Raw genomic sequence first — 23,157 nt, 5'->3', positions numbered from 1 at the left:
GGCTGAAACTGTTAAGCGAGGATGCGCTGCGCCCAGGATTCAATGTCATCGCCGCTGCCGATGTCCAATTGCACTAAGCCGTTGGTAATAAAGGTCGGCGAGACGTGAATGCCGTTCTGCCGCGAATATTTGCTGTGCCATTTGATCTCGTTTTGCAGCTCGGCACGCAGGAAAGCCTCGCGCGCGTTTACCCCGCTGTATTTTTCCAGGCGATCGAGGATGTGGTTTGGCGTCGCATCCATATTCGGGCCGTGGCTGTGATCGGTGAATTCAAACTCTTCACGATGATCGGCGACCGCCTGCAACACCTTTTTCGCCGCGGCTTTGCCTGCGGGCAAGGTGGAGGCGGCGAGGATATAACGCACAATCACGCCGGAATACATATGCCAGGGCTGTGATTGCAAACGAATTTTCAGCGTCATCTTCTCTTCGCCAACCAACTTCAGCAGCGCATCGAGCTTATTGAACGCACGCACTGAGAACGGGCAAGTCGGCTCAAGAAACACTTCAAACACCTTTGGGCCGTGGCCCCAAACCAGCGGATCGGCATGTAATGCAGTGGATTGGCTCATGGTAATTCCCTGTGGACGGATAAAAGTTGCCTTACTGTGGCAAAGCGCCGCCGCGACAGCCAGCGTCGGCTTATGCTTTTTTGTTACAAGGCCATTCGGCGGGCGAAAATGTGTGGAAAGAAAAATCAGGTTATAGATCCGCGAGCTACAAGAAATTCCCCGTGCCACGCCGTTGTGCAGAAAATAAGCGACTATAGTTATTTTAACTTTTTGAGTGCTGCCGATGCCGCACGTTTTGATTCATTTGCCTGGAGCCAAACGTTAAGTAACGAGGTTCAATGTGTTTGCCAATCTCTCCTGGAAAATCATCCGTCAGGTGCTCAGTGAAACCATCGCTGAAATGATGGATGAACAACAAACGCTGGATGTGCCTGCATTGCGTGGTCGCCTGATGGAGCTGGCGGAAAGCGAATCCGATGAGCTCATGGTGTTGTGCTATTGGCAGGCGAGCAAAGTGCTGATGCGTTTACCGCCCACCGTCACCGCCAGCCAGTTGCTTGAAGAGGCGCGCCTCGCCTGGCGCACGCCGCTCAATCATGATGTGCTTTAACGTTGAATGCTTTTCGTCAGTTCTGGCGTGCAAAAGCGGCTAACTGACGGATTTATCTGCAAGGCTGTAAAACTCGCTCTGCTAGACTTGCCGAGTCAAAAACGTTGATACAGAGGACAGTAATGAAAATCAAAAGTTATGCCGCCTTGAATGCGGGTGAAGCGCTGGTGCCTTACGAATATGAGGCCGGTCCACTGGCGGCTGAAGAGGTGCAAGTTGAGGTCGATTACTGCGGAGTGTGCCACTCTGATCTTTCCATGATTGATAACGAATGGGGCATTTCCTCGTTTCCTGTGATTGCCGGTCACGAAGTGATTGGTCGCATCAGCGCACTGGGCGATGCGGCGCAGGACAAAGGTTTGAAAGTGGGTCAGCGCGTCGGTATCGGCTGGACTGCCAAAAGCTGCCAGCACTGTAACGCGTGTATCAACGGTGAGCAGGTCAACTGCGAAAACGGTTCCGTGCCAACCATCATGAACAAAGGCGGTTTCGCCAGCCATCTGCGTGCCGATTGGCAATGGGTGATTCCACTGCCAGAAAGCATGGATATCACCTCAGCCGGTCCGCTGCTGTGCGGCGGCATCACCGTGTTCAAACCGTTGTTGATGCATCATGTCACCGCCACCAGCCGTGTCGGCGTGATTGGTATCGGTGGTTTGGGCCACATGGCGATCAAACTGTTGCGCGCGATGGGTGCCGAAGTCACCGCATTCAGCTCAAACGCCAGCAAAACCGAATCGATCAAAGCGATGGGCGCTGACCGTGTGGTCAATAGCCGCGATCCGCAGGCGCTGAACGCGCTGGCAGGCCAGTTTGATCTGATTATCAGCACCGTCGCGGTCGATCTTGATTGGCAGCCGTACTTCTCGGCGCTGGCACCACACGGTAAATTCCACACCGTTGGCGCAGTAATGAAGCCGTTCGAAGTGCCAGCATTTAGCCTGATTATGGGCGATCGCGCGGTAACCGGTTCATCTACCGGTTCGCCAGGCCAGCTGCGTTCACTGATGAAACTGGCATCGCGTGCGGATATCGCTCCGCATGTGGAAGAGTTCCCGATGTCGAAAATCAATGATGCGCTGGAACACGTTCGCGCCGGTAAAGCCAATTACCGCGTGGTGTTGAAGGCCGATTTCTGATTTTTTAAAGCAGGCCGCCAGCAATGGCGGCCTTTTTAACCGTTCGATCCTACCTGTAAAACAGCATCCCCTCACTCAATCCCCTGATTATTCAGCATTATATTATGTGCTGCTTTGGTAAACTGCTGTCGTCAAATCAACCTCCGAGGACAGCGATGAAGATTTCCAGCTATGCCGCTCTGCAAGCGGGTGAGGCGCTGGTGCCTTACGAATACGATGCCGGGCCACTGGCCGCCGAAGATGTGCAGGTCGAAGTGGAGTATTGCGGCGTGTGCCATTCTGATTTGTCGATGATTGATAACGAATGGGGCGGTTCGCGTTATCCGTTGATCGCTGGACATGAAGTGATTGGGCGCGTGGTGGCGTTGGGCGATGCGGCGCACAACAAAGGGCTAAACATCGGCCAGCGCGTTGGCATTGGCTGGACGGCAAAAAGCTGTCAGCACTGCGATGCCTGCATTGAAGGCGATCAGGTCAACTGTGAGAACGGCAAAACCTCGACCATCAACAACAAAGGCGGCTTTGCCAGCCATTTGCGCGCCAACTGGCAATGGGTGATTCCGCTGCCGGATGCGCTGGATATCGCCAGCGCTGGCCCGTTATTGTGCGGCGGCATTACCGTATTTAAGCCGTTGTTGATGCACAATATCTCTGCCACCAGCCGCGTCGGCGTGATTGGCATCGGCGGGTTGGGGCATATGGCGATCAAACTGCTGCGGGCGATGGGCGCGCATGTCACCGCGTTCAGTTCGTCGGCGGCAAAAACCGAGTCGATTAAAGCTATGGGCGCCGATCGCGTCGTCAACAGCCGCGATCCTGAAGCTTTGAGCGCGTTGGTTGGACAGTTTGATTTGATCATCAGCACCGTGGCGGTGGAATTGGATTGGAAGCCGTATTATCAGGCGCTGGCGCGTAAAGGTGCGTTTCACACCGTTGGCGCAGTGATGAAACCGTTTGAAGTGCCGGCGTTCAGTTTGATTGTGGGCGATCGCGCGTTGACCGGTTCATCAACTGGATCGCCAGGCCAACTGCGGGCGTTGCTGAAGCTGGCTGCACGCAGCGATATCGCGCCGCAGGTGGAGGAGTTCCCAATGTCGCAGGTGAATGAAGCGCTGGAACATGTGCGCGCGGGGAAAGCTAATTATCGCGTGGTGTTGAAGGCGGATTTTTAAACCAGGTCACCATAAATGGCGACCCTACGAAAGTTGGTGCGCATATTTGCGCACCTTTTAACAGAACGCACTTACCCGCGATCATCCTTCTCGCCGAGGAAGAAATACCACAACGGAATCGACATCAAGGCAGTAAACACCGTGGTATACAACGCAATCATAAAGCCCTGCGTGATGTACATGGTCAGCGACCAATGGCTGAACGGAATGCCGTATTGATCGATCACGCCACCAATAATCGCGTTGCTCATCACTGAACCCACAATCATCGCCAGAATGAACAAACCGCGCAGGAAGTAGCGCATCTCTTTACGCTTCACCGCAAATCGCGCGCGGATAATGCCCAGCGGCGATTGCTGCGATGCCAACAGTGCGGCTTCGTCCAGTGGCGCACGTTGTTGCTTGCGCCAGCGCAGAATATCCACCAGCAGAAACGCCACCAGACTGGCTCCCATCACCGGCAGCGCATAGCCCAGCATCAGCGCCACCATCAACCACGCACCTTTGGCGTAATGTGGCAACGCCATCCAGGTTTCGGTCAGCGTTTGCGCCGGATTGGCTTCTACGTCTTTCGGACGGCGAATCCACCACATGCGATATCCGAACACGATCATGCTGCACAAACCGAGGCCGAAGAAGGCCAGCAGCAATTGATTCGGCAAGCCAAACAGCACGCCCATGTGCGCATCCACGCCCCAACGCGTTAGCTTGGCAACCAGCGGGAAATTGGCAAAATAGACGTGATCGACCACGCTGAAGTCCTGCGGATTGACGGAAACCGCATCAACCTGAGTCGGCCAACTGCGATCAATCTCCGTTACCGCCCAGGCTTTGTCGGCACTTTTCGGCTGACGCAGTTCAAGCTTGGTGGCGCTCAGCCCATCCAGACGTGCGGCGCTTAATACGCGATCCCAATCGGTATCGGCGGCATTGTTAAGTACCGGTTTAGCCGGAGCCGCTGCCGGTTTGGTCATCGCCGACATTGGCATGCTCATACCCGACATATCCATATCCGGCATATGTTCGGCATGCGGATTAGCCGGTGTTGCCGGCGCATCGCTATTCAGCGAGGTATTCACTTGCGGCGTTAACCAATTCAGCTCGGTACGCCAGCGATCAATATTGCCGCCCGCCCATTGTGACCAGGTGAGGCCGGTGATCGAGAAGAACACCAAACCCACAACCAATGTCAGACCGAGCGTTATGTGCCAGTGGCGACTAAAGGTGAAGCCGTTACGCGGCTGTTTCAGCTTGCGCTTCGGACGCGTTCCCAGCCACAACACCACACCGCCTAACGCCGCGACCCACAACCAGGACGCTGCCAGTTCGCTGTAGTTACGGCCGAAATCGCCGAGCAGCAAACTACTGTGCAACAAGTCGATGGTGGTACGCAGCGGCAATACACCGCTGGTGCCATAAACCGGCATATCGCCTTTCACTTTTAGGCTGTAAGGATCGATAAACACCGCGCGAGTGCGTGAATCAGTGAGCGTGGCATCGCTGAATTGCACGCGCGTGGTATCGGTCGCGCCAGGTGCAGGACGAACCGCGTAGATGTGCTGGTTTTCGCCAACATAAGCGCGTGCGGCACTGATTTGTGCCGACAGTGGTTGCGCATCGCCGTGCGGCTGCACCGTTAACGCATCGGCATAAATCAGATTTTCCAGTTGTGGCGTCAGCACATACAGCGTGCCGCTGAGTGCCGCCACAAAGATGAAGGGCGCGACAAACAGCCCAATATAAAAATGTAAGCGACGTAGCAGATTAAGCACCGCACCGCGCGGTGATGCAGAGTGAGCAACAGACAAAGCCGTCTTCCTTCCGATAAAAGAATGCCAAAGTGCATGACGGGCGTACCCGACATCGTTGCACCGTAATCAATCAGCAGAGAAGCGTTGCAGGCGGGGCGCGCGGTCGATGGAGGCAACTGACGCGACGCACAATCGGCGCAACCACAACGGGCAGCGGCGGGGCGCGCGAGATCACCATGATCAGCCAAATGAACGGAATAAACACCCACAGCAGCAGCGGCACATGTACCAGCAGATCACAGTAGCCGCAGGCAAATTCCCCATCGTCCATCATGTGATGATTCATGCCCGGCATCGACATATCCGCCATCATCATTTGGTGATGGCTCATCGAATTGTCCATCATGCTGTGCTGCGGCATGGTCATGATTTGACGCTGCCGCTCCATCAACGATTTCGACACAATCGGCGCAACGAACAGCAGCAACACCGCCACAATGGCGACGCAGGCAGTTAGGCGTTGGCGGAATTGATGTGTAAACGTCATGGTTGCTAGTGGATGATTCCGTAAATGAGGCGGAAGTGTAACGCGATTGACGTGGCGGGGTTAAAAAAATAGAGACTATTTAAGGAAAAATTCGCACCTTTTGAAAATCATCACTTTCGGCTGAGCTTTTGTTAACCTTAATGCAACTTGATGAGAACAATGCAGAAACAACAAAACGGAGCCACGATGAAAATAGTCACGTTGGATGGCGATACCTTGCCGCAACCGCCTACACGTCCAACTTGGTGTACCGATTGGCACTATCACGGCAGCATGCAAGCCGCGGAGATTGTCACTGCGCTGCAAGGCGCACAAATCGCCATCACCAATAAAGTGCCGCTGCGCGCAGAAACGCTGGCACAACTGCCCGATCTGCGTTTCATCTGCGTGGCCGCCACCGGTTATGACTGCATCGATTTAGCGACCTGCCGCGAGCGCGGCATTGTGGTCAGTAACGTGCCCGGCTATTCAACGCGCAGCGTGGCCGAAGGTGTGATTGCCGCGCTGTTTGCGCTGCGTCGTCATCTGCTGGATTACGCTAACAGCACGCGTTCCGCCTGGCCGGAATCGGCCCATTTCTGTGTGCATCGCCAGCCGATTCAGGACATTTTTGGCGCGACTTTGGGTATCGTCGGTAAAGGTGATATCGGCAGCGCGGTTGGCGAGATGGCGCAGGCGCTGGGCATGCAAGTGCTGTACGCCGAACGTCCCGGAACCTCTGCACCGCGCACTGGTTATCTTCCGTTTGAGGAAGTGCTGGCGCGCTGTGATGTGCTGACATTGCACTGCCCGCTAACGCCGCAAACCGCGCAGTTAATCAATGCGCAAGCATTGGCGCAGATGAAACCTTCCGCGCTGCTGATCAACACCGCACGCGGTGGATTGATCAACGAAAGCGAATTGGCACACGCATTACGTCAAGGCGTGATTGCCGGCGCCGCGCTGGATGTGCTGACCCGCGAACCCCCGCTAGCCGATCATCCGCTGTTGCAAGCCGATGTGCCGAATCTGCTGCTAACCCCGCACATCGCCTGGGCCAGCCAGCAAGGCGTAGCGAATCTGCTGCGTGGCATCGAAAGCAATCTCGCCGCCTTTGCGCAGGGCAAAGCGCAAAATGTGGTGAGTTAAGTTGCAGCCATTGTCGTTGGGGTGTAATACATTTCAACGGCATAAATGGAGGTAACATGACAAAGTTTTCATACACAAATGCTCAAGAAAATCTGACACATATTTTAGATATGGCGATTGCAGGCGAAACTGTGGAAATAGTCCATCTTGATGGCACCTCAGTAATGGTAGTGAGCAAAGAAAAATATGAAGCTTGCCGAAAAGCATTACTGAGTGCCGAATTTAAAGAATTAATGAGTGAATTCGAAATTTCGAATAAAGCTTTGATAATCATTTAGAAAATCGATCTGCCCAGCCGCTCGGTGAGTTTCTCCAGCAGCGCGGTGCCAGCCAATGAGTTGCCCGAGTGATCCAGCGCGGGCGACCACACCGCAATACTCATGTCACCGGGAATGATCGCCACAATCCCGCCACCCACACCGGATTTAGCCGGCATGCCGACGCGCCAGGCGAATTCGCCGGCACCATCGTACATGCCGCTGGTCATCATCAGCGCATTGACTTGCCGCGCCTGACGAGGAGAAATCACCGCCGATTCGTTGTCCTGAGTGCGCCCTTGATTCGCCAGATAGAGAAAGGTGCGCGCCAGTTCTTCGCAGTTCATCGACAGAGAACAGTAATGGAAGTAGGTTTCCATCACTTTGCTCACGTCGTTATGGAAGTTGCCGAACGATTTCATTAGCCAGGCAATGGCGGCGTTACGCGCTGAATGTTCGTATTCGGAACGCGCTACTACGCGGTCATAATTGATGTCATTTTGCTGCGCCAAACGCCGCACAATTTCCAGCATGCGCTGACGTGGCGCGGTAAGGCGGCTTTCCAGCAAATCACACATCACCAAAGCACCCGCATTGATAAACGGATTGCGTGGTTTGCCTTGTTCCAGTTCCAACTGCACCAGCGAATTAAACGCCTGCCCGGACGGCTCTTTGCCCACGCGTTGCCAGATTTCTGCATCTTCATACAATGTCAGCGCAACGCTCAGTGACAACACTTTGGAAATGGATTGAATCGAGAAGCGCGTGGTGGCATCGCCCGCCTGATAACAGCGTCCATCGGGCGTGCAAATCGCGATGCCCAGTTGGTCGGCATTCACATCGGCCAACGCCGGAATGTAATCTGCCACTTTCCCCTGCTGGGTTAAGGGACGCACTTCGCTCACAATCTCTTCGAGCAATGCATTACTGAGTTCTGACACCGTCACGCTCCATGTCGCTATTGATGGCCGGGATGATGGTGATTTGCGTGCAGCGCGTCAATTGCCTGCGTAAAATTCTGTGAGCCTTCTGGGTGAAGCCTGCGTTACATTGCGGATTGTTTTCATTAAATGTCGAGCCCGCACGATGATCACTAATCTACTCCGCGATTTTCCCGCTGCGGCGAATAACGCCAGCGCGGAGACATTTGAAACCTTGCTGATGCAGCCGAATCTGCATATTGAACGCATTGTCTCGACCGGACAGGCCAGCCCGCCGGATTTTTGGTACTGCCAAACGCAAGGGGAATGGGTGCTGGTGCTGCAAGGTTCGGCGGGATTGCAGTTGGAAGGCGAAGCGCAGGAACGCCACTTACAAGTGGGTGATACGCTCAACATTCCGCCCGGTTGCCGCCATCGCGTTAACTGGACCGACAGCAACGGCCCAACCGTGTGGCTCGCCGTACATTACGGTGAATTGCCGAGTTCAGTGTAAAATTCTGTTGCGAATGATTGCGTTACACCGCGATGCATTTGAGTATGCTACTCAATTTCGTAGGATCGCCATTTATGGTGACCAAATTACGCTAACTGGCGAGCCGATATCACCGCCAGATTGTTGTTGAGGAAACCGATGTCTGCTGCACATAACGCTGCCGAAACCACCCAACCCCAAACCGCGGGACGTTTTTTGCTGCTGCAAAAATTATTGCGTCGCGATAAAACGCCGGTTGCTCTGTTGCTGCTCGCGGCGCTGGTTGGCGTGTTGACTGGATTGGTGGGCGTGGCGTTTGATCGCGCGGTGAATTTTATTTTGCACGCGCGGATAAATTGGTTAGAAGGCGCGACAACGCATCCGCTGCTAAAAGTGCTCTTCGCCTTTGCCGCGGCCGCCTTGTTGGGTAGCATCGGCTATTTCCTGGTACGCCGCTTCGCGCCGGAAGCCGGTGGTTCGGGTATACCCGAAATAGAAGGGGCGCTGGAAGAGTTGCGTCCGGTGCGCTGGTGGCGGGTATTGCCGGTGAAATTTATTGGTGGCTTAGGCGCGCTGGGATCGGGCATGGCGTTAGGGCGCGAAGGGCCAACCGTGCAGATGGGCGGCAATATCGGCGGTATGTGTTTGGATCTGTTCCGCGTGAGATCGTCTGAATCGCGCCACACTTTATTGGCAACCGGCGCGGCGGCAGGGCTTTCTGCGGCGTTCAATGCGCCGTTAGCCGGCATTTTGTTCATCATCGAAGAGATGCGGCCGCAGTTTCGCTACAGCCTGATTTCCATCAAAGCGGTATTTGTTGGCGTAATCGTGTCGAGCATCGTGTTTCGCCTGTGCAACGGCAACGAAGCGATCATTAACATCGGTCAACTGCGCGATGCGCCAACTGAAACCTTGTGGCTCTATCTGGTGCTAGGCGTGTTGTTTGGCGGTTGCGGCGTAGCGTTTAATCGTTTGATTTTTCTCGCACAGGATCAGTTTCAGCGGCTGCATAAAGGGCGCGTTGGCGCTTGGGTGATGTGGGGAAGTTTGCTGGCCGGATTGTGTGGTGTGCTGGGGCTTTGGCTGCCACATGCCGTCAGCGGCGGTATCACCTTGATCCCTGATTTTTCCAGCGGGCAATATGGCGCGCTGGCGTTATTTGGCCTGTTTATGCTGCGCACCTTGGTGACGATTTGTTGTTTCTCGTCTGGCGCGCCAGGCGGCATTTTTGCGCCGATGCTGACATTGGGCACGCTGCTCGGCACCTGTTTTGGTCAGTTGTGCCTGCAATGGTTTCCCGGCTATCACCTCGAAGCGGCGACTTTTGCCGTCGCGGGCATGGGCGCACTGTTTGCCGCCTCGGTGCGTGCGCCATTGACCGGCATCGTGCTGGTGCTGGAAATGACCAACAACTATCAGCTGATTTTGCCGATGATCATCACTTGCCTCGGCGCGACGCTGGCGGCGCAATTCTTCGGCGGCAAACCGCTGTATTCCTCCATTCTGGCGCGCACCTTAGCCAAAGCGCAGCTCAATCAACCTGCTGCGCTGCCGAAGAACAGCGGTTAAGGTCGTTTGCCAACGCTGTGCGTTAAGCGGGTCCAGCGGCGGGCCTGCTCGCTCAGGCTGAAGCCCAGGCCGTGGCGATCAGAAATCAGCATGCGTCCATCGCGCAATTCTAGTTGCTCATTGAACAGTGGATTCAGCCATTCAAAATGCTCAAGCCAGGGTTCAATCGGGTAAGCGGCGGCCAGATGAATGTGGATTTCCATGGCAAAATGCGGTGCCAATTTACGACCGTGACGCGCGGCTAAATCCATGATTTTCAAGAATGGCGTAATGCCGCCGACGCGCGGTGCATCTGGCTGCACAAAGTCGCTGGCATTGCCGAGAATCAGTTGTTCATGTTCGCGGAAACTGGTGAGCATTTCACCGGTGGCTATCGGCGTATCAAGCGCGGTAGCCAGTGCGGCGTGACCTTCAACATCGTAGGCATCCAGCGGTTCCTCAATCCACACCAGATTAAACTGCTCCATCTTGCGGCCCATGCGAATGGCGGTTTCACGGTCCCATTGTTGGTTGGCATCCACCATCAGCGGGAAGTCATCGCCCAGCGTCTGGCGCACGGCGGTTAAACGGCGTAAATCTTCGGCGGTATTCGGTTGGCCGACTTTGAGTTTGATACCACCAATGCCGCTTTCGCGCGAAATCGCCACGTTCTTGATCACCTGATCAAGCGGCGTATGCAGGAAACCGCCGGACGTGTTGTAGCACTGCACCGAATCGCGATGTGCGCCAAGTAATTTCGCCAGCGGCAACTTCGCGCGACGCGCTTTCATGTCCCACAGCGCGATATCGAATGGAGAAATCGCCTGCACCGCCATGCCGCTGCGTCCCACTGACGCGCCAGCCCACAGCAGTTTGGTGTAAATCTTGTCGATGTCATTCGGGTCTTCACCCAACAACGCATCGGCGATTTCACAGGCGTGTGCGTAGATGCCTTGCCCTCCGGCGCGCTTAGAATAACTGAAGCCGATGCCGCTAAAGCCATCGCGGGTTTCAATCTCCGCCACGATGATGGCCACTTCGGTCAACGGCTTTTGCCGTCCGGTCAATACTTTGGCATCGCTGACTGGCGTCGCTAACGGTAAAAAGGCCAGCGACAAATTGACCCAAACAATACGATCGCCGCTTTCGCTGGCATTACCCGCGCCTTGGGTTGTGGCGTAACTGACGGCATTGGAATTCACACTCGACATAAAACCTCCGCTAAATGATTGCGCTAACATTTATGTTGAAAAGAACTATGCCGCAGTAAAAGAGTTAATTAATACTGATAAGATCACATTTTGAGCATGAGGTTTGTAAAAGATGATAGCCCTAACATTTATGCGTTTTAAAATTGTCTCCTGTCTTTAGCCTGTTAAGCTAAGGCCAATTTCCCGCATTCTGAGCTGCTATGAAAGAGATTAAAACAGTGCGAAAAACCGCACCAACGCTGGAAGATGTGGCACGGGTTGCCGGGATTTCGCCGATGACGGTCAGCCGCGCCTTAAACTCGCCACAGCAAGTGCGACCGGCAACGGTGGCGAAAGTGAAAGCGGCGATCAGCGCCACCGGCTATATCCCCAATGCGCAAGCCGGCAGTTTGGCAAGCAATCGCAGCCGCTTAATCGCGGTGGTGGTACCGCAAATCAACAACAACATGTTTGTCGATACCATCCAAACGCTGAACGACACATTGAGCGCACGTGGCTATCACATGCTGCTGTGTGTGACCGGCTATGAAGCTGAAACCGAAGCGGAAACGGTAGCAACGCTGCTTTCGCGGCGTCCGGATGGCATCGTGTTGACCGGCATTCATCACAGCAGCCCATTGAAAAAGATGCTGTTACAGAACGAGGTTCCGGTGGTGGAGATCTGGGACATGACGCCCACGCCGATCGATATGCTGGTGGGATTCTCGCACGAGAAGGTTGGCGCGCGCGTGGCGGCTTACCTGGCGGAACAAGGTTATCAGCGGCCGGGTTTGATTTGGACCGACGACCGCCGCGCACTACAACGTAAACAGGGCTTGCTCGAGGCATTGAGCGTGCAGGATATCGCGCCGCTCGTTGATATGCCGGTCGCTTTGCCTGCTTTGATGTTGCGCGGCAGGGAAGCGTGTGCGCAATTACTCGATGCGCATCCGAATGTGGACGTGTTGGTGTGCAGTTCAGATACGTTGGCGCAAGGCGCGTTAATGGAAGCGCAAGCGCGCAGAATGAACATACCAAAAGAGCTAGCGGTGATTGGTTTTGGCGATTTAGATTTTGCGGCGGCTAATTTCCCCGCCATCACCACGGTCAGCATCGATCGCCATCGCATGGGTCAACTGGCGGCAGAACAATTGTTGAATCGCCTGCACGGTAAAGAGGTTAACCAACCGATTATCGATCTCGGCTTTGCCATGGTGCCACGCGATTCCGGCTAGCGGAAGATGAACTGAGAACCTCATCACATGCGAAAAATATCTTCCATGTTATAAAATATGGAAAATTAATTTCAATTGAAGGGATCTTGAACATGTCTGCACTTCCATCGTTAGAAGCGCTATTGCAACAAGAAGCTGAGCACCGCTTGCCGCAGTTTGATTTTGATTTAGCGTGGCAAATTGGGCAAAGCATCCAGCAGCGCGGGCGTGAAGAACAAGCGCCCATCGCGATTGAAGTGTATGCATTTGGTCAGGTGGCGTTTCTGGCGGCATTGCCGGGTTCCGCTCCAGAAAACCTCGAATGGGCACGCCGCAAACGTAACACTGTGCTGCTAACCGGTCACTCATCAATGTATGTGGGTTTTCTTAATGAACAGAAAGGCGAGCGGATGGCGCAACAGCGCAATATTCGTCAGGAAGATTACACCGATCATGGCGGCTCTTTCCCGCTGCTGACGCCGCAGGGCGCGATCATTGGCGCGGTGACAATTAGCGGTTTACCTTCCGAAGACGATCACGCGTTAGCGCTGTGGGGCATTGCACAGTTGCTGCACGGATAGACAACTGTACACCGCGTGAATCCTGCCTGATAATTCGTATTTATACGAACAAAAGAGAGGCTGTTCATGCTAGATAACCATCCGCAACGCGACGAAATTCGACTGGAAAATGTACTCACCGCCCTAGGCAATCCGATGCGCATGACGGTGGTGAGTATTCTGGCGGATGGCGGCGAACACACCTGTGGATCGCTGCTGAAAGGGGTATCTAAATCGACGTTGACCCATCATTGGCGCGTACTGCGTGAAGGCGGCGTGATTTGGCAAAAACCGTCCGGGCGTGAAAACCTGCTTTCGCTGCGTCGCGACGATCTCGATGCCCGTTTTCCTGGCTTGTTGGATTCACTGTTAAGCGCGACCGAGCAGGATACATTAACCCGTTCAACCCTAGATGATTTCCAAATCAAACCGTAGGGTCGCCATTTATGGTGACCTCGATCAAATCACCCGTGCGCGTCCCGCCAGCGTCGCCACCACCATCTGCACCGCCGCAATCACCAACAGCAACATCAGCGGCGCATGCCAGTTGCCGCTCGCATCATGCAACATGCCAAAACATAATGGTCCAAGCGCCGCCAGCCCATAACCGACGCACTGCGCCATGCCGGATAATTTCGAGGCCTGTAAATGATCGGCAGTACGCAGATTAAACAGTGACAAACAAATCACCATCGATGCGCCAGCGCCCAGTCCGGCCAGAATTAACCACATCAGCGCGTAGTTCGGCGCCATTAACAATCCTGCTACGGCGATGAAAATCGACAGCGATGCCAGAAAACCAATTGCCCGCTGGTCGCGTAATTTTTTCAATGCGCTCATGCATGCCAGATTCGAAACGATCGCCACAATCTGATAGACGAACAACATGCCGCCCGCTTCAAGTTGGCTAATGCCATTATCTTGCGCGAAAGGGGTGAACCAGCCGATCAAGGTGTAAAACACCAGCGACTGACACGCCATAAACAGTGAAACCTGCCAGCCCAACGCGGCGCGCCACGGCGAGCGGTTGCTGCTGGTTTTTAACGCGGTGTTTGCAGGAGCGGCGGACTTTTTCAGATAGGGCAGCCAAGCGAAAAGCGCGACGATAGCGGGAATCAACCACACGGCGAGCGAAAGACGCCAACCTGCGCGTGTCATCTCCGCCAGCGGCACCACCACGCCAGAGGCAATGCTGGCGGTGATCGCCATGGTCATGGCATACAGCCCAACATAGCGTGCGGTGTGTTCGGTGAAATCGCGTTTGATCAGCGGTGGCAGCAGCACGTTGGCGGCCGCGATACCGGAACTGAGCAGCACCGTTCCCGCCCACAACGCCGTTTCACTGCCGCTGATGCGCAGCAGCGATCCCAAGGTAATCAGCAGCAACGCGCCCCACAAACTGCGCTCCAGACCAAAGCGATTACCGAACCAGGCCGCAGGCGGCGCTAAGGTGGCGAACATTAACAGCGGTAAGAAGTTGATTACTCCCGCCGCGCTGGCGCTCAGACCAAAGGTGTGACGAATGTTCTCCAGCACCGGCCCAACGGCGGTGATTGGCGTGCGTAAATTTGCCGCGGTGAGCAGCAGCAGGAACAGGAAAAAACCAGAGCGACGCAGGGCAGGAATTGCTGAAAATGCAGATTGGGTCATTTTTCGCACCATAAGAATAAGGCAGACCAAGTCTGCATATGGTGCGTTGGTTGACGTTAACGCTTACGCAGCGGCGATGACCGCTGAAAGAGGGCAAATACTAGCGAGTGATACGCAAGATGTAAACCCGTTAAAACGCCAGTACTCATCCGACAAAAGCCCATGCAGATCTAAAATTCGGTTAAGTTCCTGCAAACCGCCGCGATCTTCTGCGGAGAGCATTCCATTTTTCAACAACTCATCTGAAACCAATGGGCTTTTAAGATGGGAAAGGGGTAAAACGTCTTCCTAATGCCCGCTAATAGGTCACCATGAATGGCGACCCTACGGCACGAACAGGGCTTTGTAGGGTGTGCATTTATGCGCACCTGACAGAATCAAAGAGTTTTACATCATGGGGATAGATGATGAAAATTGTGGATACCAATGTCATTGCTGCGAACGAATTTAAAACCAACATTAACCTGAAAATCGATGATGATCTCAAGATACGGGCATTTGCCGTTCTTGAAAAAATGAGTGTTACTCCTACCGAGGTAGTGAGACAAACATTGGAATATATCGTTGAGCATCAACGATTGCCGGTAAAAGTTGCCTTGATAAGTGAAGAAGACGCGGAGTTGTTGGACGTTGCTCGTCATCGCCTGAAAAATCCGCGGCCTGTAAGAGTGATGCTGGATGATTTGTGAGCCAACTTAACTTGCGCCGACGTCCATCCGCGTCCACCTTTACTATTCCTCTTTCGACGAATGGACGAACAATGCTCTGGATATGGAATGCGCTCATCCTGTTGGCGACGGTGGTGTTGATGGAGATTGTCGCGGCGTTGTCGCACAAATACATCATGCACGGTTGGGGATGGGGCTGGCATTTGTCGCATCACGAACCGCACAGCGGCAAGTTTGAGCTCAACGATCTCTACGCGCTGGTGTTCGCAGTACTGGCGATTGTGCTGATTTATGTCGGTGTGCAAGGCGTGTGGCCGCTGCAATGGATTGGCGCGGGGATGACCACCTACGGCGCGCTCTATTTTATGGTGCACGATGGTCTGGTGCATCAGCGTTGGCCGTTCCGCTACATTCCGCGCAAAGGTTATCTCAAGCGTTTATACATGGCGCACCGCATGCATCATGCGGTGCGTGGACGTGAAGGGTGCGTGTCGTTTGGGTTTCTGTACGCGCCGCCGCTGCACAAACTGCAAGCGGCGTTGCGTCAGCGTCACGGGCGCAAGGTTAACGTGGACGCTGCCACAAACCCGCCGGACGCGCTTCGGGACGAGCCAAACGCGAAGTAAGCGCTAAACCGGCACCTTTTATCAACAATGCCAGTTTCTCGCTACGACTGGTGCGCTGCCGGCAATCCCAGGCGTGCGCACCGGCGTGCTGTACTTTGACGCCAATTTCGCGATACACGCCGCGCGCGGTGGCAATCGCCCATGCTGACCGTAATGGCAAACCAGGCAATCCGGATTGCGCCGATTGGTAATAAGGTTCGGCTTCTGCCACCAAACGCGCCGCCAAAATTGCCAGAGCGGCGCGATGTTGCGGCGCATTGAGCGAATCGGCGCGCAATCCAACCTCATCCAGCCAGCTTTTCGGCAAATAGCAGCGACCATTACCGGCATCTTCTACGATATCGCGCGCGATGTTGGTTAACTGAAATGCCAGGCCCAAATCGCAGGCGTGATCGAGCACACTTTCATCGCGCACGCCCATTACACGCGCCATCATCAAACCGACAACGCCAGCGACGTGATAGCAGTAACGCAGCGTATCCTCGAAGCTTTCATAACGTTCTTCGCGCGCATCCATGGCAAAGCCTTCGAGATGATCAAACGCCAACTGCTGCGGAAGCTGGTGGATCAGCGCCACTTCCTGAAAGGCGCGAAACGCCGGTTCATCCATGTGCGCACCGCTGTAAGCGCGACGCGTTTCAATCTGCAAATGCAGCATGCGCGCCTGAGCATCTTCAACTGCATGTTGCGTGCCGCCTTCGCCGAGCGTTTGTCCATCAATCACATCGTCACAGTGACGACACCACGCATACAGCATCAAGGTGCTGCGGCGGGTTGGTGCATCAAATAATTTGGCGGCAGTGGAAAAGCTTTTCGAACCCAGCGCCATGGTTTGCGTGACTTCTTCCAGCAAGGGCTGTCGATTCATTCCGCGCGGTCCTCCAGCATCAGCTGGGCGGTGGCTTTGGCGGAACCAATCACGCCGGGCACGCCCGCGCCGGGATGGGTTCCCGCGCCGACCAAATAGAGATTGCGAATATCAGCATCGCGATTATGCGGACGGAACCAGGCGCTTTGCGTCAAAATCGGCTCCAGCGAAAACGCCGAGCCATGATGGGCATGCAACGTGTCGCGAAAATCAAACGGCGTAAACATTCTGTGTGTCACCAATTGCTGACGTAATCCCGGCATGTAGTGTTGCTCCAGATAAGCAAAAATTCGATCGCGCAAGCGCGGTCCTTCCTGTTGCCAGTCGATGTCGGCAGTGCCGAGATGCGGCACCGGTGCCAATACGTAAAAGCTGCCGCAGCCCGGCGGCGCCAGCGACGGATCGCTACAGCATGGCGCATGCAGATATAACGAAAAGTCATCTGCCAGTTGATTGCTGTTAAAAATTTCGTCAATCAGCTCACGATAGCGCGGACCAAAACACACGGTGTGATGCGCCAATTGAGGATGCGGCTGATTCAAACCAAAATAGAGCACAAACAACGAGTTGCTCATACGTTTTTTTTTCAGCGTAGCAGCACGTTTTTGCGCAGCAGGATGATGGCGCAACAAGCGATCGTAGGTGTGCACCACATCCGCATTCGAGGCCACGGCGGCGGCGTCAAAACGGCGTCCATCTTTCAACTGCACGCCGCTAATGCGATCGCCTTGGGTTTCCAGCTGATTCACCTCGGCATTCAGCAGCAATTCACCACCGAGATCGGTAAATAGTCGCGCCATTCCTTGCACCAGCGCGCCAGTGCCGCCGCGCGGAAACCACACGCCCCATTCGCGTTCTAGCGCATGAATTAAGGTATAGATCGATGACGTTGCAAAAGGATTACCGCCGACCAGCAGCGAGTGAAAGGAAAATGCCTGTCGCAAGTGATCATCCTGTATAAATTTTGCCACCATACTGTAAACGCTGCGCCAGGCCTGCAAACGGCCCAGCTGTGGCGCAACGCTTAACATGTCGCGGAAGTGCAGAAATGGCACCGTGCCAAGCTTGAGATAACCTTCTTTGAATACCGCGCGCGAGTAGCTAAGAAATTCCCGATAACCGGCGACATCTTGCGGGTTAAATGCGGCAATCTGCTGCTCCAGCAACGTTTGATTGTTGTCGTAATCAAAGCGTTTACCATCTTCCCAACACAAGCGATAGAAGGGCGTAACCGGCATCATCTCGACGTAATCGCTGAGTGATTTGTCCGCCAGCTGGAACAACTCTTCAATGGCGCTGGGATCGGTGATCACCGTTGGCCCGGCATCAAAAGTAAAACCCTGATCCTGCCAGACATAGGCACGTCCACCGGGCTTGTCGCGCTGCTCCAGCAATGTGGTAGGAATGCCTGCCGCTTGCAGACGAATTGCCAGCGCCAGGCCACCAAAGCCAGCGCCAATTACAAAAGTGCGTTTCATTTTGTCTTCCCTGTTGGTTCGGTCAGCAAGGCACGGATGGCTTCGCCGACCGGCACTGGCGGTTTGCCACACAGAATGCGGGTTTTATCACTGAGCCGTAGTTGCCCGGCGTAAAAGCGGCGAATCAATCCGCCATCAAGTCGGTAAAAACGTTGCATCACACGCCAGCGTTGTTGCGGTTTACCGGCGAGAAACAGCATGCGATTTAATAAGCGAAAGAAGCGCTGCTCACGCCATTGCTGGCGGGCGAAATGTTCAATGTGCTGGCTAAGCGTCTGCGCATCGCAGGGCAAATAACGGCTAATCAGATCGGCCAACGCCACGGCGGATGGCAAGGAATAGCCGGTGGTGGCATGAAACAATCCGGCACGCAGGCCGCTGCACGGTTGGTCGCGCTGATGTTGCCAGAATTGATTGATATCGCCGCTTAGGGTGATCGGCAGAATTCCGCGCTCTTCACGCAACAACGACTTCAGCATCCAACCTTGTTGTTGGGCGTATTCATTGATGTGTTGACGCGCAACGCTTTCATCCAACATAGGTTGATTGACGTAATGGGTATCTTCAATCAGCAGCCGGTCGGCGCTGAGTGGCAGCGTGTAAACAAAACGATAGCCATCGCGCTGATCGACGGTGGCATCCATCAAAATTGGCTGGGTTAAACCGTGCGGCTGCATCGTTTGCCATTCCTGGCCGATAAATACCTGAAAACCAAGCTGGAGATGCGGCGTCTGTTGCAAACCGCGGCCATCAATCACCACTTTTGCTGGCAACTTTCGCCCATCGGCAAGCGTGACGTGCGTTGGGCTAAGCGCGCTTACCGCCGCATTTGTCCACAGATGCTCGCCCATCACATCTATCAACTGACGCGCAAAATCTTCCGAAGCAATCGAGCAATATTCACCGCCACAATTACGGCGCAGCGCGGGGAAGCGCACCTGATAGCCAGGCCAGCGCACTGAAATCAGCGGCTCCAGCCAGCTAAATTGTTCTGCGCTGAGGTCGCTACGATGGAACGACCAGGTGTGATTGCCCGCTGGCTGGGCATCGCTCTCCAGCAGCAAGCATTTGAGTTGCGGTTGCAACTGGCGCAGACGCAGCGCAATCAAACCATTCGCCAGGCCAGCACCCACCAGAATCACATCATAATCAGGCTGCATCAGGTGGCCTCCGCCAGCACAACTTGCTGCTGACACAGCGCCAGTTCAACAATGTCTGCCGCACGTTCACAGCCACCCGCGCGTTGTAACTGCGCTTGAATGGCCGACATTCGCCGCTTGTAGCGATCGTCAGCCAACAGTTTTTGTAGATGATGTTCCAATTGATGAACCCGGCTAAAACGCGATGCGCGGCGGCCGACACCATGCCATTCAATCCGCGCGGCCACGCCCGGTTGATCAAAGGCAATCGGCAGCGCCAGCATCGGCGTACCGCATTCCAACGCCTCCAACGCGCTGTTCAATCCGGCATGCGTGATAAACAGTTGTGCGTGCTGCAAGGCGGCGCGCTGATCGACAAAATCAGTAACCCACGCGGCACCGGCCAGTTCAAGTTGGCGCACTTGATGGGCATCGAGGCCACCACAATGGGCGATCACTAACGATAATCGCTGCGCGCGGCACGCCTGCGCCAAGTGCTGAAACAAGCTAAAACGATGACCTTGCAGCGTGCCGAGTGAACAATAAACCACGGGTTGATGCAGTTCGGGCCACGGAATTTCAGGCTTTGGAGCCGTAACCGGCGCGCGCAGTGGCCCAACGGCATGAAAGCAGGCGGGCAGCTGCTGGCGCGGGAAATCAAAGGCCGGAACCATTTGGCTGATTTGCGCCAGCGGTGACAGGCATTGATGCAGGCCGCGACGCGGCGTTAAACCAAACGCAGCGGCATGTTTAGCGATCACCTCGGCGTGACGGCGCATCAGGCGATCGTAGATGTCGCTGCTGGTCTGAAAACGTTTGAGCGCTTTTTCATCCTGCGCGTAACGGAAAGGCATCACGGCGAGCGGAATGCTAGCTTCACGATTCACCGGCAATGCGCATGCCACCGAAACAAACGGTAGGTGCAAGGCTTCAGCCACCAAACCGCCCGCGGCCTCCATTTCATCGGCAATCACGCCATCAATATTGAGCGACTTGAACATTGCGGGCAGCTCGCGGCACAGCATGTCGGTGCTTGCCGCCAGATCGCGAATCACGTGAAACAACGATAAACCGCCCGGTGCCGCCAAACGCTGTAATACCGCCGCCAGCGAACCGGCGGGATGGGTCTGGTCACCGACTGAAGCAAAGCCGATGCGTTGATCATTCAATAAGGTGCGCGCATCAGCTTGTTGAATAAAGGTGATGCGATGGCCGCGCGCCAGCAGCGTTTGTGCTAGCGCCTGCAACGCATGGAAATGGCTATACAACGGCGGTGCGATCACCGCGAAATGGCCCATCGGCGGAGCCGCGTTCAGTGGAACATCGCCAACTGTTGATTAAACAGGGCGTGCATATATTGACGTGTGGCGATGCCGCGATGACAGGCGCAGGCGAGATGCGCATCGGCGCTTTGCAGGTGATCGCGCAAGCGGCGTTCTGCACCGTCGGCACCCAGCATCTGCACTAAGGTGGATTTACCCTGATCCTGATGGCGATCTTTGCCGGTATGCTGGCAACCGTCGATCAGATCGTCGAGCAACTGGAAAGCCTGTCCCAAATCCTGGGCGAAGAAACTGAGGCGCTGACGCACCTGCGGCGAGGCATCCGCAGCGATCGCCGCCATCTGCAAAGTGGCACGAAACAGCACGCTGGTTTTCAGTTCATTGGTGATGGCGATAGCTTCAGGGCTGCGGCTCTGCGCGCCATCATGCAGATCCTGGAATTGCCCTTGCACCAAGCCTTGTAAACCCACGGCGGAAGAGAGTTCGGCAATGGCTTCGGACTTGTGGATCGCGGGTAAACCGGGCGCAACGGCAATCACTTCAAAGGCGCGACTTAGCAGCGCGATCGCCGCCAGAATCGCCACGTTCTCACCAAATTCGCGATGTACCGTGGGACGACCACGGCGCATCTGCGCGTTATCCATCGAAGGAATATCATCGAGAATCAGCGATGCCGCGTGCACCATTTCCACCGCACAGGCGAGATCAAGCACACCATGTTGCGACGATTCACAACCCATGTCGCGCGCGGCAAGCAGCAGCAATAGCGGGCGAATGCGTTTGCCGTGCGCCAGAGTACCGGCACGCATCGCGGCTCTAACCTGATCCGATTGCTGTCCAGCAGGCAACAAATGCTCAAGATGCGCCTGTAAAATTTGCTGCAACTGGTGAAGTTCACTTTCCAGAGGTGCTGTGGTGTCGACATGGGCGGTCATAGCGGCTTTCCATGGTTGATGAAATTTTTATGCTTTTTTGATTAACCGTAGACTGCGTAAGGTGAGTTCGCCAGCGTGTAAGACGTGCTGGCAGACAATCAGAATCATTTGGGCCGTTATGCATTACGGTTGCTGTTTATATACACATGGCAACCATTTCAAGGTTTGTATGATTATCTTTGGCTAAATTACAGGCGTTGAGGTGAAAAGTTAGACTTGGTTTCGGTTATTTCGAATATTGCGCGTTTCGTTTATTTCGATTAATCTTTGGTAGGCACGTTTGGCACTCACGAACTATCAAATGGAAAACCAATGAAAAACTCAATTCTGGATGGCTTGAACTTACCGGCTCCAAAAGAAATTGAAGCCGCATTGAAAGGCCAAAGAGAGCTCGCTGCTTATCTCTCAACGGCATTGGAAACACAAAAAATTGCCATTCAGGATGAACACAATGAGACGCACTTAATTGAACTCCCCACTTCTGCTCTGACATTGCTGGTGTCAATTTTGGGCGAGTTAGCATTGGGAAATGCGGTTCAGGTTGTGCCAGTACATGCTGAGTTAACGACGCAGGAAGCGGCGAATATGCTGAATGTTTCACGTCCCCATTTAGTGAAGCTTTTGGAACAAGGTCAGCTCCCACATCATAAAACCGGCCGCCACCGCCGCGTCCTTTTTGCTGATCTCATGCGGTTCAAAGAAAATCGTGCCAAAGAGAGCAATGACGCCATGCAGGAGTTGGCAGACCATAGCCAGGATCTCAATTTATATTGATGAACCATTCGCCTTATGCCGTTGTGTTGGATGCATGCGTGTTATATCCCTCGACGTTGCGAGATTTACTGCTACGTCTTGGTCTAACCGGTTTGTATCAACCTAAGTGGAGTGACACTATTCAAAATGAGTGGCAGCGCAATTTGCTCGCGAATCGACCTGAGATAACCTCTGAGCAAATTGCACGTATTGGAATGCTGATGAATAAAGCCCTTCCTGATGCCTTAGTGACCGGGTTCGAGCCACTTATATCGAGCATTACGCTCCCCGATCCAAATGACCGGCATGTTGTAGCGGCAGCGGTAAGGTGCAAGGCAGAAGTCATTGTAACGATGAATTTAAAGGATTTTCCCCTAGCGCTTTTATCTGAGTTTGAAATTGAATCGATGCATCCGGACGAATTCATTATGGACCTGTTCGATTTAAATCAAGCCTTGGTTTTAAAAGCGGTCAATGCCCAACGCTCATCCCTTAAAAATCCCAAAATGGATTCCCCGGTTTATCTGGCGTCTTTACTGCGTCAGGGATTGCCAATGACCGTTCATGCGCTTCAACCATTTCGCTCACTGATTTAGTCCATATTCCTTGATCGTCATGGCATAATAAAGCCAATTTACTGGAAAATGATATTTTTATGCCAAATGTGGCGGATTGAACGTTTTAAATTGTTGCAAATATGTTATTACTAAACAGGT

The 23,157-nt window shown here is 54.3% G+C and carries 25 protein-coding genes; 14 read left to right on the top strand and 11 right to left on the bottom strand.

The window, feature by feature from the left end; translation table 11 throughout:
* Nucleotides 1-11: 11 nt before the first annotated feature.
* Nucleotides 12-572, bottom strand: a complete 561-nt coding sequence (locus ACPUC7_RS08520) for a thioredoxin (RefSeq protein ID WP_494922566.1) — start codon at nucleotides 570-572, stop codon at nucleotides 12-14.
* A 280-nt stretch (nucleotides 573-852) separates the two neighbouring features.
* Here ACPUC7_RS08520 and ACPUC7_RS08515 point away from each other — a divergent pair, with 280 nt between their 5' ends.
* From ACPUC7_RS08515 to ahr (ACPUC7_RS08505), 3 genes are all read left to right on the top strand, one after another.
* A complete protein-coding gene (locus tag ACPUC7_RS08515) occupies nucleotides 853-1,122 on the top strand; it encodes a hypothetical protein (RefSeq protein WP_494922565.1) in 270 nt (89 codons plus the stop codon).
* A gap of 122 nt (nucleotides 1,123-1,244) precedes the next feature.
* Entirely contained in the window at nucleotides 1,245-2,261 is a 1,017-nt protein-coding gene (ahr, locus tag ACPUC7_RS08510) for an NADPH-dependent aldehyde reductase Ahr (protein ID WP_343552967.1), read from the top strand.
* Nucleotides 2,262-2,416: 155 nt separating this feature from the next.
* Complete coding sequence (ahr, locus tag ACPUC7_RS08505) at nucleotides 2,417-3,433, top strand: NADPH-dependent aldehyde reductase Ahr (RefSeq protein WP_494922564.1); 1,017 nt, start codon at nucleotides 2,417-2,419, stop codon at nucleotides 3,431-3,433.
* 71 nt (nucleotides 3,434-3,504) lie between these two features.
* Here the strand turns inward: ahr (ACPUC7_RS08505) and ACPUC7_RS08500 are convergent, their stop codons facing one another.
* Both ACPUC7_RS08500 and ACPUC7_RS08495 read right to left on the bottom strand, forming a co-directional pair.
* A complete protein-coding gene (locus ACPUC7_RS08500; protein WP_494922562.1) occupies nucleotides 3,505-5,241 on the bottom strand; it encodes a DUF2534 family protein in 1,737 nt (578 codons plus the stop codon).
* Nucleotides 5,242-5,314: 73 nt separating this feature from the next.
* Nucleotides 5,315-5,731 (bottom strand): DUF2946 domain-containing protein, encoded by a 417-nt coding sequence (locus tag ACPUC7_RS08495; protein WP_494922561.1) that lies wholly within the window; start codon nucleotides 5,729-5,731, stop codon nucleotides 5,315-5,317.
* 186 nt (nucleotides 5,732-5,917) lie between these two features.
* Here ACPUC7_RS08495 and ACPUC7_RS08490 point away from each other — a divergent pair, with 186 nt between their 5' ends.
* Both ACPUC7_RS08490 and ACPUC7_RS08485 read left to right on the top strand, forming a co-directional pair.
* Complete coding sequence (locus ACPUC7_RS08490) at nucleotides 5,918-6,859, top strand: D-2-hydroxyacid dehydrogenase (RefSeq protein ID WP_494922560.1); 942 nt, start codon at nucleotides 5,918-5,920, stop codon at nucleotides 6,857-6,859.
* A gap of 56 nt (nucleotides 6,860-6,915) precedes the next feature.
* Complete coding sequence (locus ACPUC7_RS08485; RefSeq protein ID WP_494922559.1) at nucleotides 6,916-7,137, top strand: hypothetical protein; 222 nt, start codon at nucleotides 6,916-6,918, stop codon at nucleotides 7,135-7,137.
* Here ACPUC7_RS08485 and glsB read toward each other — a convergent pair.
* Nucleotides 7,134-8,057, bottom strand: a complete 924-nt coding sequence (gene glsB / locus ACPUC7_RS08480) for a glutaminase B (RefSeq protein WP_494922558.1) — start codon at nucleotides 8,055-8,057, stop codon at nucleotides 7,134-7,136. The genes ACPUC7_RS08485 and glsB overlap by 4 nt on opposite strands.
* 145 nt (nucleotides 8,058-8,202) lie before the next feature.
* On the opposite strand from glsB, the gene ACPUC7_RS08475 reads away from it, so the two are divergent.
* Together ACPUC7_RS08475 and clcA are read left to right on the top strand one after the other, a co-directional pair.
* Entirely contained in the window at nucleotides 8,203-8,550 is a 348-nt protein-coding gene (locus ACPUC7_RS08475; protein WP_494922557.1) for a cupin domain-containing protein, read from the top strand.
* 138 nt (nucleotides 8,551-8,688) lie between these two features.
* Entirely contained in the window at nucleotides 8,689-10,098 is a 1,410-nt protein-coding gene (gene clcA / locus ACPUC7_RS08470) for a H(+)/Cl(-) exchange transporter ClcA (RefSeq protein WP_494922556.1), read from the top strand.
* On the opposite strand, the gene ACPUC7_RS08465 is transcribed toward clcA, so the two are convergent.
* Complete coding sequence (locus ACPUC7_RS08465; protein ID WP_494922555.1) at nucleotides 10,095-11,288, bottom strand: L-talarate/galactarate dehydratase; 1,194 nt, start codon at nucleotides 11,286-11,288, stop codon at nucleotides 10,095-10,097. The two genes, clcA and ACPUC7_RS08465, sit on opposite strands and share 4 nt — an antisense overlap.
* 200 nt (nucleotides 11,289-11,488) lie before the next feature.
* On the opposite strand from ACPUC7_RS08465, the gene ACPUC7_RS08460 reads away from it, so the two are divergent.
* The 3 genes from ACPUC7_RS08460 (at nucleotide 11,489) to ACPUC7_RS08450 (ending at nucleotide 13,476) form a co-directional block, all read left to right on the top strand.
* Nucleotides 11,489-12,502 (top strand): LacI family DNA-binding transcriptional regulator, encoded by a 1,014-nt coding sequence (locus ACPUC7_RS08460; protein WP_494922554.1) that lies wholly within the window; start codon nucleotides 11,489-11,491, stop codon nucleotides 12,500-12,502.
* Between the two features lie 92 nt (nucleotides 12,503-12,594).
* On the top strand, nucleotides 12,595-13,062 hold the full coding sequence (locus tag ACPUC7_RS08455) for a heme-degrading domain-containing protein (RefSeq protein ID WP_494922553.1): 468 nt from the start codon (nucleotides 12,595-12,597) through the stop codon (nucleotides 13,060-13,062).
* A 66-nt stretch (nucleotides 13,063-13,128) separates the two neighbouring features.
* Nucleotides 13,129-13,476 carry an ArsR/SmtB family transcription factor gene (locus tag ACPUC7_RS08450; protein ID WP_494922552.1) on the top strand — a complete coding sequence of 116 codons (348 nt, stop codon included), beginning with the start codon at nucleotides 13,129-13,131 and terminating at the stop codon, nucleotides 13,474-13,476.
* 24 nt (nucleotides 13,477-13,500) lie between these two features.
* On the opposite strand, the gene ACPUC7_RS08445 is transcribed toward ACPUC7_RS08450, so the two are convergent.
* Entirely contained in the window at nucleotides 13,501-14,691 is a 1,191-nt protein-coding gene (locus ACPUC7_RS08445; RefSeq protein ID WP_494922551.1) for an MFS transporter, read from the bottom strand.
* Nucleotides 14,692-15,098: 407 nt separating this feature from the next.
* Here ACPUC7_RS08445 and ACPUC7_RS08440 point away from each other — a divergent pair, with 407 nt between their 5' ends.
* On the top strand, nucleotides 15,099-15,380 hold the full coding sequence (locus ACPUC7_RS08440) for a type II toxin-antitoxin system RelB/DinJ family antitoxin (protein ID WP_494922748.1): 282 nt from the start codon (nucleotides 15,099-15,101) through the stop codon (nucleotides 15,378-15,380).
* A gap of 71 nt (nucleotides 15,381-15,451) precedes the next feature.
* Nucleotides 15,452-15,985 carry a sterol desaturase family protein gene (locus ACPUC7_RS08435; RefSeq protein WP_494922550.1) on the top strand — a complete coding sequence of 178 codons (534 nt, stop codon included), beginning with the start codon at nucleotides 15,452-15,454 and terminating at the stop codon, nucleotides 15,983-15,985.
* On the opposite strand, the gene crtB is transcribed toward ACPUC7_RS08435, so the two are convergent.
* The 5 genes from crtB to ACPUC7_RS08410 are packed head-to-tail and all read right to left on the bottom strand — an operon-like array spanning nucleotide 15,924 to nucleotide 21,688.
* Nucleotides 15,924-16,853, bottom strand: coding sequence for a 15-cis-phytoene synthase CrtB (crtB, locus tag ACPUC7_RS08430; protein WP_494922549.1), 930 nt, complete (start codon nucleotides 16,851-16,853; stop codon nucleotides 15,924-15,926). The two genes, ACPUC7_RS08435 and crtB, sit on opposite strands and share 62 nt — an antisense overlap.
* On the bottom strand, nucleotides 16,850-18,331 hold the full coding sequence (locus tag ACPUC7_RS08425; protein ID WP_494922548.1) for a phytoene desaturase: 1,482 nt from the start codon (nucleotides 18,329-18,331) through the stop codon (nucleotides 16,850-16,852). The genes crtB and ACPUC7_RS08425 overlap by 4 nt, the downstream gene beginning before the upstream one ends.
* Nucleotides 18,328-19,491 carry a lycopene beta-cyclase CrtY gene (crtY, locus tag ACPUC7_RS08420; protein WP_494922547.1) on the bottom strand — a complete coding sequence of 388 codons (1,164 nt, stop codon included), beginning with the start codon at nucleotides 19,489-19,491 and terminating at the stop codon, nucleotides 18,328-18,330. Before crtY ends, ACPUC7_RS08425 begins: the two co-directional genes overlap by 4 nt.
* Nucleotides 19,491-20,768: a glycosyltransferase gene (locus tag ACPUC7_RS08415; RefSeq protein WP_494922546.1), complete on the bottom strand. Its 1,278-nt coding sequence runs from the start codon at nucleotides 20,766-20,768 to the stop codon at nucleotides 19,491-19,493. The genes crtY and ACPUC7_RS08415 overlap by 1 nt, the downstream gene beginning before the upstream one ends.
* 14 nt (nucleotides 20,769-20,782) lie before the next feature.
* Nucleotides 20,783-21,688, bottom strand: a complete 906-nt coding sequence (locus tag ACPUC7_RS08410; protein WP_494922545.1) for a polyprenyl synthetase family protein — start codon at nucleotides 21,686-21,688, stop codon at nucleotides 20,783-20,785.
* 312 nt (nucleotides 21,689-22,000) lie between these two features.
* Between ACPUC7_RS08410 and ACPUC7_RS08405 the strand changes: the two genes are divergently transcribed.
* Complete coding sequence (locus tag ACPUC7_RS08405; protein ID WP_494922544.1) at nucleotides 22,001-22,462, top strand: helix-turn-helix domain-containing protein; 462 nt, start codon at nucleotides 22,001-22,003, stop codon at nucleotides 22,460-22,462.
* A complete protein-coding gene (locus ACPUC7_RS08400) occupies nucleotides 22,462-23,037 on the top strand; it encodes a VapC50 family PIN domain-containing toxin (RefSeq protein WP_494922543.1) in 576 nt (191 codons plus the stop codon). Before ACPUC7_RS08405 ends, ACPUC7_RS08400 begins: the two co-directional genes overlap by 1 nt.
* Nucleotides 23,038-23,157: the final 120 nt, after the last annotated feature.

The organism is Pantoea sp. CFCC18179, from assembly GCF_059412405.1.
This window is presented reverse-complemented; position numbering and strand designations above follow the sequence as displayed.